This is a genomic window from Vibrio kasasachensis, from assembly GCF_050337565.1.
GTDB classification, from domain to species: Bacteria; Pseudomonadota; Gammaproteobacteria; order Enterobacterales; family Vibrionaceae; genus Vibrio; species Vibrio kasasachensis.
On the sequence record NZ_JAKJTB010000011.1, the window covers coordinates 94,785 to 110,083 of the forward strand.

At 41.3% G+C, this 15,299-nt stretch carries 16 protein-coding genes and 1 pseudogene; 12 read left to right on the plus strand and 5 right to left on the minus strand.

All coding sequences use genetic code 11. The features are described 5' to 3' along the window. Nucleotides 1–5 precede the first annotated feature (5 nt). Nucleotides 6–425 carry a D-ribose pyranase gene (rbsD, locus tag L4C38_RS07345; protein WP_428796887.1) on the minus strand — a complete coding sequence of 140 codons (420 nt, stop codon included), beginning with the start codon at nucleotides 423–425 and terminating at the stop codon, nucleotides 6–8. 375 nt (nucleotides 426–800) lie between these two features. Between rbsD and L4C38_RS07350 the strand changes: the two genes are divergently transcribed. Further along, on the plus strand, nucleotides 801–956 hold the full coding sequence (locus L4C38_RS07350; protein ID WP_428796888.1) for a DUF3012 domain-containing protein: 156 nt from the start codon (nucleotides 801–803) through the stop codon (nucleotides 954–956). Between the two features lie 204 nt (nucleotides 957–1,160). Further along, the gene (locus L4C38_RS07355) at nucleotides 1,161–1,709 is read left to right on the plus strand and encodes an MSHA operon transcriptional regulator (protein WP_428796889.1); all 549 of its coding nucleotides are present in this window, start codon (nucleotides 1,161–1,163) and stop codon (nucleotides 1,707–1,709) included. A 38-nt stretch (nucleotides 1,710–1,747) separates the two neighbouring features. On the opposite strand, the gene L4C38_RS07360 is transcribed toward L4C38_RS07355, so the two are convergent. Next, nucleotides 1,748–2,038, minus strand: a complete 291-nt coding sequence (locus L4C38_RS07360; protein WP_428797167.1) for a hypothetical protein — start codon at nucleotides 2,036–2,038, stop codon at nucleotides 1,748–1,750. Nucleotides 2,039–2,181: 143 nt separating this feature from the next. Here L4C38_RS07360 and L4C38_RS07365 point away from each other — a divergent pair, with 143 nt between their 5' ends. From L4C38_RS07365 to L4C38_RS07375, 3 genes are all read left to right on the plus strand, one after another. Beyond that, on the plus strand, nucleotides 2,182–2,718 hold the full coding sequence (locus tag L4C38_RS07365) for a DUF924 family protein (protein WP_428796890.1): 537 nt from the start codon (nucleotides 2,182–2,184) through the stop codon (nucleotides 2,716–2,718). 100 nt (nucleotides 2,719–2,818) lie between these two features. Beyond that, nucleotides 2,819–3,229, plus strand: coding sequence for a VOC family protein (locus tag L4C38_RS07370; protein WP_428796891.1), 411 nt, complete (start codon nucleotides 2,819–2,821; stop codon nucleotides 3,227–3,229). Beyond that, complete coding sequence (locus tag L4C38_RS07375; RefSeq protein ID WP_428796892.1) at nucleotides 3,226–3,474, plus strand: Rho-binding antiterminator; 249 nt, start codon at nucleotides 3,226–3,228, stop codon at nucleotides 3,472–3,474. The genes L4C38_RS07370 and L4C38_RS07375 overlap by 4 nt, the downstream gene beginning before the upstream one ends. Before the next feature lie 317 nt (nucleotides 3,475–3,791). Here L4C38_RS07375 and L4C38_RS07380 read toward each other — a convergent pair whose 3' ends face one another. Then, the gene (locus L4C38_RS07380) at nucleotides 3,792–4,358 is read right to left on the minus strand and encodes an aldolase/citrate lyase/malate synthase family protein (protein ID WP_428796893.1); all 567 of its coding nucleotides are present in this window, start codon (nucleotides 4,356–4,358) and stop codon (nucleotides 3,792–3,794) included. 161 nt (nucleotides 4,359–4,519) lie between these two features. On the opposite strand from L4C38_RS07380, the gene L4C38_RS07385 reads away from it, so the two are divergent. The 4 genes from L4C38_RS07385 (at nucleotide 4,520) to L4C38_RS07400 (ending at nucleotide 10,096) form a co-directional block, all read left to right on the plus strand. After that, on the plus strand, nucleotides 4,520–6,028 hold the full coding sequence (locus L4C38_RS07385; protein WP_428796894.1) for a DUF3612 domain-containing protein: 1,509 nt from the start codon (nucleotides 4,520–4,522) through the stop codon (nucleotides 6,026–6,028). Between the two features lie 349 nt (nucleotides 6,029–6,377). Then, nucleotides 6,378–7,733, plus strand: a complete 1,356-nt coding sequence (locus tag L4C38_RS07390) for a TackOD1 domain-containing metal-binding protein (protein WP_428796895.1) — start codon at nucleotides 6,378–6,380, stop codon at nucleotides 7,731–7,733. Continuing rightward, nucleotides 7,720–9,036, plus strand: coding sequence for a glycosyltransferase family 2 protein (locus L4C38_RS07395; RefSeq protein WP_428796896.1), 1,317 nt, complete (start codon nucleotides 7,720–7,722; stop codon nucleotides 9,034–9,036). The genes L4C38_RS07390 and L4C38_RS07395 overlap by 14 nt, the downstream gene beginning before the upstream one ends. Nucleotide 9,037: 1 nt before the next feature. Further along, the gene (locus L4C38_RS07400) at nucleotides 9,038–10,096 is read left to right on the plus strand and encodes an HlyD family secretion protein (protein WP_428796897.1); all 1,059 of its coding nucleotides are present in this window, start codon (nucleotides 9,038–9,040) and stop codon (nucleotides 10,094–10,096) included. A gap of 319 nt (nucleotides 10,097–10,415) precedes the next feature. On the opposite strand, the gene L4C38_RS07405 is transcribed toward L4C38_RS07400, so the two are convergent. Then, the gene (locus L4C38_RS07405) at nucleotides 10,416–11,780 is read right to left on the minus strand and encodes a sensor domain-containing diguanylate cyclase (protein ID WP_428796898.1); all 1,365 of its coding nucleotides are present in this window, start codon (nucleotides 11,778–11,780) and stop codon (nucleotides 10,416–10,418) included. Between the two features lie 157 nt (nucleotides 11,781–11,937). Between L4C38_RS07405 and L4C38_RS07410 the strand changes: the two are divergent. The 3 genes and pseudogenes from L4C38_RS07410 to L4C38_RS07420 form a co-directional block, all read left to right on the plus strand. Next, nucleotides 11,938–12,072, plus strand: a pseudogene (locus tag L4C38_RS07410) (alpha-ketoglutarate-dependent dioxygenase AlkB); the annotation flags it as partial. A 143-nt stretch (nucleotides 12,073–12,215) separates the two neighbouring features. Then, nucleotides 12,216–13,283, plus strand: coding sequence for a DUF3541 domain-containing protein (locus tag L4C38_RS07415; RefSeq protein ID WP_428796899.1), 1,068 nt, complete (start codon nucleotides 12,216–12,218; stop codon nucleotides 13,281–13,283). A gap of 245 nt (nucleotides 13,284–13,528) precedes the next feature. After that, nucleotides 13,529–14,743 (plus strand): GGDEF domain-containing protein, encoded by a 1,215-nt coding sequence (locus L4C38_RS07420; RefSeq protein ID WP_428796900.1) that lies wholly within the window; start codon nucleotides 13,529–13,531, stop codon nucleotides 14,741–14,743. Here the strand turns inward: L4C38_RS07420 and L4C38_RS07425 are convergent. Beyond that, complete coding sequence (locus L4C38_RS07425; RefSeq protein ID WP_428796901.1) at nucleotides 14,675–14,968, minus strand: hypothetical protein; 294 nt, start codon at nucleotides 14,966–14,968, stop codon at nucleotides 14,675–14,677. The two genes, L4C38_RS07420 and L4C38_RS07425, sit on opposite strands and share 69 nt — an antisense overlap. Nucleotides 14,969–15,299: the final 331 nt, after the last annotated feature.

Below are 15,299 nucleotides of genomic sequence, written 5' to 3' on the forward strand. Positions count from 1 at the left end.
TTGAGCTAAAACACGACGCCAGCTTGGAAAATCACGTTCGCATAAGGTGTGCATTCGCCTGTTCTTACAACCGCTTTGCTTTGATGTGTGCAGTATTTAAATTCCTCATGGGAAACGTATTTAATATTGAATCTCTTACCACAACGGCTCTGTTCTATTTCTAATTCAGCCAATAATGCTTGGTGAAGGTCTGAGCTTACTTGGGCAAATTCTTCGGCTATCACCACACCTTCAATTTGAGACTCGGTTAAAATCACACGAACAGTTTCAATAAAGCTTGGCACACCATGAGTTAGAGCAAGGTCAATTCTTGTTACGTGATCAGGGACAGGCAAACCAGCATCACAAATAGTGATTTCATCGGTATGACCAAGCGTGGACACCAAGTAAGCAATTTCGGAATTTAATAGGGTACTTTTCTTCATTTTATCGACCTTAAATCGCACGACTTCTAGTACTGAATCTTTGTTATCTAATTTCAACAAATCTGTTGATTAAAACCCATCGAAACGTTTCGATGACACTATAGAACAGAATTTTGTCAGGTCATCCACCTTAAGTTTAATGTGTGACATCGATCGATATCGTGTTAGTTGGAGCAACATTAAAGTGATATTGATCACCATACTCGAGGCAATTAATGTTATTTGACTCATTATAAGTTTAAGAAAAGCGGTAACATTGCGTTTAATCCCCGATATTTTCCATAAAATTAAAATTTACAAATAAAAACAACAATTTGACGAAACATAAGAGAAAGGCGCTATAATTTTTGCAACGAACATGACAAGGATAATATTGTGAAAAAAATAATTATTGCTCTAGGTTTGAGTCTTTTTGTTATTGGCTGTACCGAAGTAGGTAGTGAAGAATGGTGTGAAGATATGAAGCAAAAGGACAAGGGTGATTGGACAGCCAACGAAGCAACAGACTTTGCGAAGCATTGCATTTTCTAAGTTGAGACCTTGCCTTGTTAAAAGGTTAGGATTATTCTCGATAAGACAGCATGCCAATGCCTAGCTAAGCCGTAGATATATTTAAATACATCTTTTCGCTCGCTGGGTTGCGATGCTTGCAATAGAATCTTCAATCCTAGTTCTCATCACACTCTGCCTTCAATGTTGCAGACATTATGGGCAAACAAATTAGTGCTTTCGCTTATGGACCAAGATAAGTTTACCAACATTTATCGCTTACCAACTGCTTTTCAGATCCGTATTGGACGCTGGCAACAGACCTTCAACGGAACCTCTGACATTGTGTTGCACGACGCGATTGAAGTGCGAAACAAACAGTTCAAGCAACCAAATTTTCTACCAACTGGTTGGCATGTTAAACCGTTCAAGTTGGATGATATCTCAATAACAAACCATGGAAAATATATCCAAACGGCGATGCGCACTATGCTAGATCGTAAGGTTTCTTATAAAAGAGTCTATCTTTCTCGTGTTCCGCTTGAACAAGCTGAGCCTGCACTTTACGCATACAAGCTTGAATGGATAAAAAAACATAACCGGGTAGCGAATAAATACAACCAAATCAAAAAGAAGCAATTTATGCGCTTCGCTTTTGAAGAAGTTGAGACTATTTATCCGTCGATTCCCAAGGGGGTATTTGACCGACAACTTTGGAATAAATTGGTGATATCAGAAATCGGCCCAGCAAAAAAGTTTGAAAACCCCTACTTTGTAAAACAAGCCTGTTTTTAATTCAAAGGGGAGCGAAAGCTCCCTTTTTGGCTTCAGTTTTATACTGGTGTCATCAGCAAATTATTCCGCTTTAGTCCTCTACGCACACTATTACACATTTTACCAAAGCGGCGGATCTCATCAAATTGTGGCGTAATACCGCGTGCCATGGCACATTGCCAATAGGTCAACTCACCATCGACCATTTCAAGTAGCTTCTTCGGACACCCAATGCAACTTCCTTTTGCACTGCAGACAAAGGTTTCAGGCTCGTATAACGGTAACTCAGCCAATACCTGCTCAATGAGATCTTTCATCGCGGTCATGCGATCGGGTTTCTTATTTGTCATCATTAAAGTTAGCACATAGTTTTCGTGCAACGGATTATAGGTATTACGGTCAAGATTTCAACATTTGTTCCGGGTACGTAGTGACATTACGCTATATTGACCAACAGATATCAGCTTTATAGAACGTACAACAAGGAGCAGTCATGCAAGAGCAAGTTCTTAAATTTTGGTTCAGCGAATTAGAGAGTAAAGATTGGTTCGTAGTAAGTGCAGATGTCGATGCTCGCATCAAATCTCAATTTGGTCAGCTTCTTCAGCAAGCGGCTCATGCCGAGCTATTTACTTGGCGTGACAGCCCTCAAGGTCGATTAGCCGAAATAATTGTACTAGACCAATTTTCACGCAATATATACCGAAATACCCCACAAGCATTTAGCCAAGATCCTCTTGCACTAGCGCTGGCTCAAGAAGCGGTTCGATTGGAAGCAGATAAACAGCTAACTCCACAAGAACGTTCTTTTTTATACATGCCTTACATGCACAGTGAGTCGGCATTCATTCATCAACAAGCAGCGATCTTGTTTAAACAGCCAGGGCTAGAAAACAACTATGATTTTGAACTTAAACACAAAACGATCATTGACCGATTTGGACGCTACCCTCATCGCAACGTGATCTTAAACCGCGTGAGTAGCACTGAAGAAATCGAATTTTTGACGCAGCCCGGTTCGAGTTTTTAGTGAGCACATTTCTATCTGGCTTCGGGCTGTCATTGGGATGGTAATGTTGGCGTTGGCAGTTAAACTGATAATTTAGCAGTCTATAATTAAGAGGCGATGTATGATTCAAATTACGGGGTTAGACCATATCGTATTAAGAACACAACACCTTGATTCTATGCTGCATTTTTACTGTGATGTTCTTGGTTGTACCGTTGAACGGTGCTTACCCGAACTTGGGTTAACCCAACTCCGCGCTGGCAACGCTTTAATTGATATTGTCACAGTAAATAGCGAGCTAGGTAAACTTGGCGGTGCACCACCCAGCCAAGATGGACGTAATGTGGATCATTTCTGTTTGCAAATCGAGCAGATAGAAGAGAGCGAATTGATCATTTACTTAAATCGATTGGGTATAAAATTCGATCGATTTACCGAGCGCTACGGTGCGCAAGGTTTTGGGCGTTCCGTCTACCTAAGTGATCCAGAAAATAATATTGTTGAGCTTAAACCCTCCAAGGAGGAGATATGATTTCATGCAGCCAGTACGATTACTTGGAGATAGCGTGTTTATACCACTTCCCAATAATTGTAACTTTAATCGATGGCGCTATTATCGTGGGAAAAGCCTTAGATACTGGCTATAACGATAGCCGCCAAGAGTGCTTACTCGTAGAAACCACAATGGGTGAAAAGTGGCTCAGCACCGACCAACTGAAAAGCATCGAAGTCACTATTCCAAATCCACACTTTAGCTTAGTGGAATTTAATCAATAAAAAATCCAACCTAAGTTGGATTCCCTCGATAACCACATTAACAAGATTATACCCAAGTGACTTCAAGATGCAGGATTCAGAGTCTTGTCACTGGTTCCAGTTCAAGGAAAACAATGACGTGGAATAGCCATCTATTTCCTAGTTGTTTGACGCAAAAATGGATCCAGTGACAGACTCCCACAGGGCGAGTTTGTTAGGTTCGCAGACTACGTTATCGATTCTTAATTTAGAGCAACTAGATTTTCAAATCGACGCCTTGCCTGCAAACCTAACAACTCTCGCTGAACTAAGCATCTTGAGGTTACTTGGGTATAAGACTAAAGTGTGTAGCAACAATCCAAGCGGTAATCGTCGCCATTTTTAGCCGTGTACTCTTTATCTTCGGTACAAGCACTTGGTTTGCCATTTTTGTCGCCTTTCACCAAGCTAATCCAGTGGCGCATTGCCGAACTAGAATCAACTTGGGGAAACGTCGTGCAGGTTTCCATTTGAATATCATCAATCTCAATGTATTCAACGCTACCCGTACCCTTCTGACGCCCGAAGATAACTTCCATGTGGCTGCCGCTTCCATCGCGAAATAGAATCGAATGTGGCTGCTCTTTTTCAGCAGTGAAGGCGACAAAGTGCTTCGGATGCTTCAAACCACTGTGTGAGCCATCTTTGAAAAATGCCAATACATGGCGCAAGTCGATTACGTACTCCGTAACATCGCTATGCGAGCCATTTTCTAATGGGAACAAGCGGTCAAGAAGCTGTTTGGATTTCATCTGTTTTTCTTGTGCTTGCTCTGCTTTAATCGCTTCCACGGCAAAGACAGCATTAGCAATAACTGAAGTCGAATTTGTTTGGATTTCATTGTTTTCGAACGTTTGCATATTCATAGTCTTTCCCTCGCGTATATCGCACAATTTTCTGATCCTTGGCAGTTCATGTAATTTGCAATTCAATTTAATGACAAATTTGTGAACTTGCTTACTAGGTAGATTAGCCAATTTTTGACTACAATTTCACAACAAAAATTTTACAATGTGAATTTTACAAAATGCAGCTGTCAAAAAGTTTAATCCGTCAGTCCCATTTTTTGGGGACCAAGATAAGAAATCTAAGGAAACGTAACCACTTAACCATGGAGGATCTCTCTGCGCGCTGTATTCGTGTTAATCCAGAGTATGCTCCCTCTGTATCTTACCTTTCGATGATTGAAAGAGGAAAACGTGTCCCTAGCATTGATATGCTTGAAGTGATCGCTGAGGTTTTTCAAAAAGATCCGGCTTGGTTTTTAGATGATGAGCCAACGAATGATGCCATCACGCCCGATAAAGGTAACCGAGGTGGCATTAGTGGTATGGCTTTGGAGCCAAGCTTTCTTTTCTCAAAAGAGATTCTGCAAATCGCCATTCCCGAAATGCTCTCGCAGACTGGTATTACTGGTCGTCAGTTCGCCCACTTACTTATTCGCGCTCATCAAGAGAGCCATCAAAATCACTTTCCAGATCTAGAGCGCGCTGCTGAAGAGATTGGTCTCAAACGGCTAAACCTCTCGACTCAAGACTTAATGGGTATTGCACGCAGTATGGGGCTAACCATTCGTTGGATCTCTCGCGCACCTCAAGATGTAGTCGATGAATTGGGTGTAAGCGCTAAACAAGTCGTCACCTCATTCTTTGAGCCTCCCGGCAGTATCTATCTCAATGAAATTCTGCGCGATTACCCTACCCGTTTAAAATACGATTTAGCGGTGTACATTGGGCACTGCGTTTTGCACAGCAAAGAAGGGCTTAAAAGCGTGTTATCGGTGGGGCATGCTAATAGTTGGGAAGAACAAGCCGATCAAAACAACAATACTGAGCTCAATTCCCAGCACATTTTACAAGCATGGCGTGATTTCGAATCTAGCTTCTTTGCCGGAGCCTTACTTTGCCCCAAAGTACCGTTTAGGCAATTACTTGACCGCAATGGATATGAAATTGATGTGCATAAAAAGGCGGGGGTTTCGCCTTCGGTCGCGATGCGCAGAATGACAGTTGTCTCTCCTTATCCGCACTGGCACTATTTTGATGCCTATGGGCAAAATAAGCTTAAAGCTGTTTATCGAGGCAATGGTATTCCTCTTCCATGGGGAAATATGCGCAAGGTTAACGATCCGTGCCAGCACTGGGCGGTTTTCCGCAAGTTATCGGAGCCACAAAATGGCAGCTCTGCACAAATTTCGATACTGCATGTCGGTGATGAACCAAGAATCTATTGCTGTGAGTCGATGAATATGACCGATCCTGCCGGTAACAACCGAGTACTTTGTGCTGGCATAGATCTCAATCCCGCAATTGATGCACAAGGTGGACATGCACTTTCGATTGCAGAAGAGTTAAAAGCGCTGTGCGTAGCGAATGGCGGAAGTTCCACTATTCCTAATCACATCAAACGAGAATTCACCACTATCGCTAAGATCCTCAATATTAATTGGGTTGAAAGAGGGCTCGACTCTGACGCTCGCGTGATCTGCTCAAGAGGAGCGGTATGCCCAAGGCAACCAAGTTGTTACAGTGATTAATTGCCTCTCCCATACTGACTATTCATCTCTTTTAATCAGTATGGGACATCAATTTTACTTACCAATCCTTTCCCTAATTGAAAGCACCAGCCTAAACTTTTCTCCCCGCTTAAATACCATTTCAACCTATAAATCTTCGCTTACATCGCCTATAGATAATCCAACTTGAATTCAGATAAATAATAAAAAAACCACCTTTCTGACATGCATGGTGAGTATCAAATCAAGCTTTAGTTAATCAAAGGGAAGTATCTCTTTGCCTTATAGCGACTAATATTTAAAGGTCTACGGTGTAGATTTTATACGGTTAGTACGTGTAAGCGATTTAGTCATTGTAAGAGTGGTTGTCATGTCTGACATAAATAACAAATATTATTGGCTTGGCGATAAACGGGAAAACTGCACGTTAAATGATGTGGTTTATGTTCAAAATATCACTGATATCCCACCTGAATTGGGCGGTATGATCTGCATAAACCTCGCAAGTAATCAGCAAGTCGAAGCGTCATTAAAAGCGTTTTATCAACAAGCTGGCCGATGGTCTTGGTGTGTATTTGTTACCGAAAATACGCCCTATTCTCAATGTGTTACAGATGGTATTTTTGATGAGCAACAGTCATTGGAAACTTGGCATAACATTCAAAACCACATGCAAATCATGTCACGCCATGAATCGTTAGACCCGCTAATTGGTTGGTTGGGGATCAATCGCCAGCGTAGGTTAAAGGCACTAAAATGCCTCGAATCAATGTCTATTTATTCCTACCCAATTGTTGAAGCACTCTTCCCTGAACTGTACTCAACTTATCGTTACGTACTTTCAGAGCAAAGTCGCGGCGTAATTGAAGCTGAACAACTGATCGACAGAATACGGGTTTGTTCCCATTGCAACAGTGGACACCTAAATTACGTCGAGGTATGCCCTTATTGCAGTAGCATTGATATAGATTCGCAAAGCTCTTTGCACTGTTTCACTTGTGGTCATGTAGGCGATCAGCAAAGCTTTCAACGACGTGGAAAACTTGAATGTCCTAAATGCTTAACGCAATTACGCCATATTGGGGTGGATTATGATCGCCCATTAGAAAATCACGTTTGTAATAGTTGCTCGAGTTTATTTGTTGAAGCTACCACCACTAGCCAGTGTTTAAGTTGTGGTGAAAAAATGAACATTGAGCAACTGGCGGTTCGCAAAATTTTCCAATTCAAGTTGGGTGAGGTTGGTGAATATGTTTACCAGCATGGTAAATCTATTCAAGCACCCGAGCTATCCATTAAAGGCAAAGTTGACATCGGTTTTTTCCAGAATCTAATCGTATGGCTTAATAAGGTTGCATTGCGCCATCGTGAGCAACACCTATTGCTAGGTTTACACCTACCCTCATTAGATGAATACGGAAAGCAATATGGTGACAGCAAGCTTTTCTCTCTTATGGATCAACTAACGCTGCGTTTGAGCAGTATGTTTAGAGATACCGACATTTGTTGTCAATTCAAACAAGATGTCTTATTAGTTCTAATGCCTAACACGACACACTCAAGTTTATCCGTGTTACAGCAAAAACTATCTGAATTAAGCGGTCTTATCGAGAATGAAGAATTTGTACTAAATGTCTTCTCATGGAATTTACCTGATCCGGCAATTGAAGACAGCGTTACACTTTGGTTAGAAGCATTAGTGGATGAAACCTATGCTGCAAGATAGTCTGGTTTTACTTGATTATTTTCGTGGAATGCTGCTTCACAATGGTGAACTGTGGTTACTGCTGTTCCCCATAATGATTGCCATTGAATTACCACTCTACCTACTGGTGATAACTGGTATTTTACGCTGGTCGTACAATAAAGAAGAGGCACCTCTTACTCACTTTCCCTCGATAAGCTTCATTATCACTTGCTACGGGGAAGGCGATGCTATTGACATCACCATAGATTCATTAGCTGAACAAGTTTATCCCGGTTATATAGAAATCCTCGCCGTGGTCGACGGCGCAGTGCAAAACCAACAAACCTACCAAGCTGCGTTGGACGGCAAGAAGCGACATGCCAGAACCCGAAACCGCAAAGTGCGCGTGCTACCAAAATGGCAGCGTGGAGGACGAGTATCTACGCTTAATGCCGGTCTTTCTGTGGCAAGTTGTGAGATTGTCATCAATGTTGATGGTGATACCTCATTCGATAACGACATGGCATTTACGATGATGAAGCAGTTTACATGTGAAGATGTCATCGCAAGTGGCGGCGCTTTACGTGTTAGAAACCACAATAGAAACATTTTGACTAAAATGCAGTCGCTGGAATACATGCTGTCCATGCAAGCAGGTAAAACTGGGATGGCAAATTGGGGAGTGTTAAACAACATTTCCGGGGCATTTGGGGCCTTTAGAAAAAACCTGCTAAAACAAGTCGGAGGCTGGGATACCCATACTGCAGAAGATCTAGATTTAACCATTCGCCTAAAACAGTACAAACGGCGTTACCCTAATCATAAGTTGGTATTTTCGACACACTCGATTGGTCATACCGATGTGCCAGATACCTTAAAAGGTTTAGTCATGCAACGCTTGCGATGGGATGGCGACTTACTGTTTCTATTCTTGCGAAAGCACAATGAAGGACTCACTCCGGCACTACTCGGCTGGGGGAATTTTCTATTTACCTTGGCGTACGGAATCATCCAAAATGTTTTATTACCCCTACTGGTGGTCATTTTCACAGTGTATATGATCGTCGCCTATCCGCTTAATTTTGTATTAGCATTGATGCTACTTCTATACGTGATGTACTTAATGCTCACAATGCTGCTATTTATTATTTACATCGGCTTAGTCTCTGAACGTCAAAGAGAAGATTTGAAGTTCACCGGATGGTTATTTCTGTATCCGGTATACCAGTTTTTTATGCGCTTAATCACCGCATTTTCAATGGTGAACGAAGTAATTAGGCGTAGCCATGAAGAATCCAGTATGGCGCCATGGTGGGTATTGAAGCGAGGTAAAAAATTCTAGTATGAAAGTTAACTTTCACTTAGACAAAAAAAATAAACCACAATCTGAAAGTGGTATGAGAATCATGTACGGGCAAGCAAAACGCAGTGGTTACCGCCTGCGCTGGTATTTAATTTTAGGCATAGTGATCAGTCCGCTGCTTTTTATAGCGTACTACTTATTCTACAACCAAGTTTTAATCACTGCTCCCGGCATTGTTACCTCTTATCCTTTAACTATTACTGCCTCACAATCCGCTATCGTCGAAGAACTTAAAGTAAAAGTAGGGGTCGATATTGGCGAAGGGCAAACATTGTTATCCCTCAAAGACAAGTCGCTTCTTAAAGAAGTCCGTTTCCTTCAAGCTGAAATAGCAAAACTCTCAACAGACACTGTGCAAAGTACCGATATTTTGTACCAAATTGCTATTCGCAACACCAAAAAGAGCCTAGAGAAAGTAGAGAAAATTCAGACTAAATATGACCAGTTCCGAAAAAAAGGACAAGTTTCTGAAGTTGACTATGCCGCTATTGTTAACGTAAGCAACGCATTGAATAGCCAGCTTAGCAGCCAAGAAATTGCGTATGTTAACGCTAAACAAGAAAGAGAAGTTCGAGCATTAGCTGGTCCTGTTTCTCAACAATATCGAGCATTAGCACAAGAACTTATAGTAAAGCGAGCACAGCAAGAAAATTTAGTCTTTACCGCGCCATTTAATGGCCGGGTTTTAGATATCCATGTACATGAAGGGCAACGAGTCATAGAAAACTCAGCATTGCTGACCGTTGCGCAAAATGTCACACCAGAAATTACCGCTTTTCTAAACCCCAAATATCTTGAATACAGCCGATTGAACACCAAAGCAAAGATAATATTTCCAGATGGCACAAAATTCTCTGCTACCGTGTCGAAACCCGTTGAGGTTGTAAACAGGTTACCACAAGAGCTTCAAAGCCCATTTGAAGGGCAGCCCGCTTTCTTAAAAGTTACCTTGAGCTTCGATGCACCTTTAGAAAAGACACTTTGGATTGAAGGTGTTGAAGTAGAAGTTCGCTTCAATTTGTTAAGGAATGGTCCTTAACTTTTTAACAGTCAAAGCTTGTGTGTACAGTCTAAAGCTTTAGATATTGGAATAAAAAAAGCCAATCACAATAAATATGATTGGCTATATATAACTGTGAACAATTAGTAAGTTCACTAACAACGTCAGTTGGCTAGGTGACCCTCGGCTTAATAAGGGTCAATTAGTATAAAGCATGATACGTGCCAACTCTGAAATATGATGAATTACAGACAATTTGATTAATTATCCAGCAGTTTCAGCAAAACAGAATGCATAGCAGCTTCGCAAAATGCAAAAGTACTATTAAATTGCATGCATTGAATTTGCAAAATGCAACTCAATGGTTTTTCCTATACTGTTTGCTCTTATACATGTCCGCATCTGCAGCTTTGAGAATATCTTCTACCGAATTCATCTCTTTTCTGTACATTGCGTAGCCAATACTGGCTTGTAAATGAATGCGATTCAAATCGTATTCAATAGGCTCATCGCAAAGATGACTCAAAACAGTTGCGACGATTGTCTGGATATTTTTCTCTTCAATTACCCTTGGTAGCAGAACTAAAAACTCATCTCCACCAACTCTCGCAACTACATCAGAACCTCGGATGGCTTGTTGGACCCTGTCACCTACAACTTGAAGAACTTTGTCCCCTGCATCATGCCCATAGAGATCATTAATTTCTTTAAACTTGTCCAAATCAATATTGAGTAAGGCAAACTTTTCTTTAGATTGAGATCTTTTCGCCATTGAAAACTGTCGTTTAAGAGTAAACATAAAATAACGTCGATTAGGCAACCCTGTAAGTTCATCATGTAAAGAGCGTTCATTCGCTTTATGGTACAGTCGGTAAACCGCAAAAAACGCTGCTGAAACCATTAACAACGCGCTATAACCAATGAGCCGTGCGCTGTTGAGTTGGTACCAGTTGGTATCAATCAAAAAACCCTTTTCGGTTGATGCCGCCAATAACCAATTGCCATTAGGAAAGTGAACAAACTCGGTAGTAAATGCATTTTCAAATGTCTCACGGTTACCAAAGATCAATGAGTCCACCTCATCAGTATTCTCTATTGATAGAATCGCCACATCATAGCGATCGATTAACTGATACACCCCAGCCTCAGTTAATAGGCTCTCCAAATCGATCACGACACTACAAGCGCCCCAATAGATTTGGTTGAAAGGAGGGTCGACATAAATTGGCACCCTTGATACGAGACCGAGGTTACCATTGGAGAGATGCATAGCATTTGCCACTGACGATCCTTTTAGTGAAGCAAGCTGCTGTCTTGTGCGTCGATTGTTAAATTCTGAATGAGATCTATCACCAACTAGTTTTTGGTAACCTTCCGAAGGGTAAACAAAACGAATAACATTGTCCGGCGCCAAAAAGATTGCACTTATATGAGCGCTCTGGCGGACGATATTGCTAGCAATTAGGTCCCATTGTGGCTGGGTAATGTTGGAATGAGTCGCGATGACCGCTGGCAAACTGTTGACTAGATAGACATCTGAAGCAATCAAAGATTCTAGCTGAGAGCGAACGATCGACAGCTCTTCCCTCGCATTATCCTGTTCAGTTTGTTTAACATATTGATGTTGTATATTATTTATGTACTCAATGCACACGATCGCAATAACGATGAGGATAGAAAAATACAACGTAAGCGAACGGTGCCAGCTACGTTCAAACCTCATATGTCCCCCGTAAATATGGGAAAAAATAAAATTGCTTGAGTGACAGATGATCTTACGCCATCGATTGCCATAAACTCTACAAGCAAAAAGTGTTCACTTTTAATCTTAGTTACATATTTATTAATTGTTGCAATTATAGTAACTGGCACAAAAAATCATCGATTATCAACTCAAGCATGGCAGCCTACTCATCATGGCTGGCGAATTACAACACTACTGGAAACACGACTTACCAAAATCAATGCGAATAGCACAGTCCAGAATCAACCTGACGTTTCGCTACATTAAATAGATTTCCATAACTTCTACCTATCAATGTCGCTTGGGACGAATGTGTAATATCAAGCCTTTACTTGAATCTGACAAATAGCTCACATTGATATGTGTGATGTTTGCTAATATTCGCAACTCTATACCTATCGTTAGGATGTGTTGATGCGTCGTAAACTTCTCTCACTCATACTTTGTCTCACTCTATCGCATTTTGCTTTCGCGAGTACGCCCTCTACATACAAAGAATCAGCCAACCTCATTAAACAAACCTATGAAAAACAACTATTCACTTTGCCTGCATTCAAAGAAGGTCACTACGGGCTCAGAATGTATCGCCAAACTATGGACGATAAATATGCGGCGGCAATTTGGAGCGACTTAGCTCGTGTCGCAAGCCGGCTTAATTACTTTGCAGCTGAAGTGACCACCGCTGAGGACATCTACCTTTACTCTGAAGGTCGGTTAGCAGGCTATATTGGCGACGATGATGAACGTAGTATTCGACGCTTTAATGCCACAAAGCATATGCCCGAGTATCTGTATCTCGGTGTCGATTTACTTGGCTCTATGGCGCGAGCTAACGAATATGGACTAAAGCATCTGCAAGATGAAAAGTTACGCCAAGTAATACGCCGCCATGATTTCGCTCGCTATGCTACAGACCAAGAGATGATCCGTGCATGGGCAGCTCAATTGGCCAATCAAGTATACTGGTTACGTCAGTTGGGTGAGCAGGATGTGGTAGAGCCATTTATTAATAGTTTCCGTAAGACGTACCCAGATTCCTCCGACAAAAAACTCTCTCCGCAACAGTATGGCAATAAGCTGTATGGTATGACACACATAGTGTTTGCTAATTCGCAGTATTATCAAAAGCTTGTTGATGAGAAAGATCATCAATGGATCTATGACTATTTTCGTATCAACATTGATCAAATTCTATTGCGAGCGAAAGAAGACGTGATTGCTGAAGTCGGTATCTCTTTTCTGCTAGCGGGATTAGAGGATGACCCCGTCGTTGAGAAAACGCGTAAAGCCATAAACAAAGCCATCGACAAGCAGCAAGGCATGGTGCCATCAGCCACTGGGGACTTCAACTTCTCGAAAGGCGAGCACCGCAATGTACTTGCTATTATGCTTTTGGATTGGCAAAAGGTTAATCAAGCCCCGACCTTTGAAAAACAACCGAGTATTTTTTCTCGGCTTCCATACGGATTGGAGCCTAAATAAGTTGAAGTCCTCTACGATTAGAAAGCAGTTCAAAACGAGGGCTTCTTTCTACTCCAAATTTGAATGCTTGCACGACATGCTCCTCAGCTAAATAGGCGGATTTCGACTTTATTTGATAGAGCTAATCATGAAATTCATACAGTTAGTTGATGAATATCACGCTATTTATTCATTAGTTGTCTCTCATATAATAATTCTTCTCCTAGACTTATCTTTGCAATATGAATATAAGGGCGCATCAGGGCATGGGGAATTTTGTCGGAAGTCATCTAGAAGAAATGGCGGATATACGCGCTACACGTAAGTGCAAGTTGGTACGCCTTTGCTCAATTATTTCGCTAGTGGTGCTATTTAGCTATGGTCTGGTTTATTATGTTGACCAAAAGTACACACTCGCAAGCATCAACCTAATTTGTTGCACTATCGTTGCTTTGAATTTGTGGCAGCTCAAGCGTAAAGAAGGGCTGCAATACACCGATATTATGCTGACGGGTGTTTTGATATTTCAAGCGCTTATCTTATTACTCTTTAGCGGAGAGCATCCTGAACGATTAATGTGGCTGTTCCCTCTGATGATCTCCGTTATTGTCATCAACGAGTTTAAAGTTGGGCTGGTGTGTAGCTTAGTTTTTTGCCTTCTCGCACTCGCGACCAATCTTTTTCTACAACCAAACGGAGACGTGCACAACCTACAAAATAGCTTCCTATTCAGTGTTTTTGTGAGTTGTATTATTTGTAATACCGCCTCATTCTACTATTCAAAGCTACTCAACTACATTCAATTGCTCTACAAAGAAGGCATTGAAGATCTTGCTTATTTGGACCAATTGACTGGGCTAGCGAATAGATGGAGCTTCGAACAATGGGCAACACAAAAGCTTGCCGAGGTGAGTAACCTATCTACCACAACAGCTTTGATATTTCTCGATATTGATGATTTTAAAGAGATAAACGATACCTATGGTCATGATGTTGGTGACCGAGTCTTACAAAATTTTTCACGCCGTCTAAAAAACAATATTCGAACTCGGGATAGAAAAAGCAACCATCACGACTATTCTATAGCACGTTTCGCAGGTGACGAATTTGTAATCTTGCTTTATGACGTACGAAGTAAAAAGGATCTAGATGGTATTTTGCATAGAATTTGTCATTTGTTTCAAGACAGCTATGCCGGGTCTACACGCATAAACAGTCTAACAATTAGTGTCGGCGTTGCTCTTTACCCGCAAGATGCGAGCAACTTAAACGAACTTACACGCTGTGCAGATAAGGCTATGTATGCAGCCAAACATTCAGGAAAAAACCAATATCAGTACTATCGTAGTGATATTTTGTGCTCACTGGAAGAGATGCCCATTGAGTACAATGTGCATGATATAAAGCGAGGCTCACCCGGTCATGTACATGACCCAAAGAAAGAAAACCAATACGACAGAGAGCCACACAGCATACCTTAACGATTTAGTTTCTTTATCAGCTACAGGTTTAATTACTGGTTTCAATGCTTTTCGTTTCACGCTCTCAATCAAAGCTGGGGCATATTTTTGATCACGTAGACGCTGCTCCCGTTCACGTTGCGCTCGATTGGCGACGTTACCAAAGCGGCGCAGCTGGTCAGGAGTAAAATCTTGTTTTGGGTCATAACGCGTATTTGAGTCAGGTTTTCTTGATCCTACAGCCATATCAACCTCCTCACTTAAGCTATTACTAATAATTTTAGTATAGACAAAAGGTTGATAAATATTAGACGAATATTCCGAAATAAAACCTCGATTTTATTACACAATTTTGTCAGTAGGTCTAATGAACATGGTAGGCACTGCCGCGAAACTCGATTTCTTCACAATTATTACTGACTCATGCAGCATTGAAGATATTTGAAATCGTGCTTTATAAACAATGAAATGTTTAATCCACGGATGCTAGCGAATCACGAAGTACATAGACTGTGACTCCATGTAATTGATTATACCCAAGTACCCTCAAGATGCTTGGGTATATCACCGCGCTCAA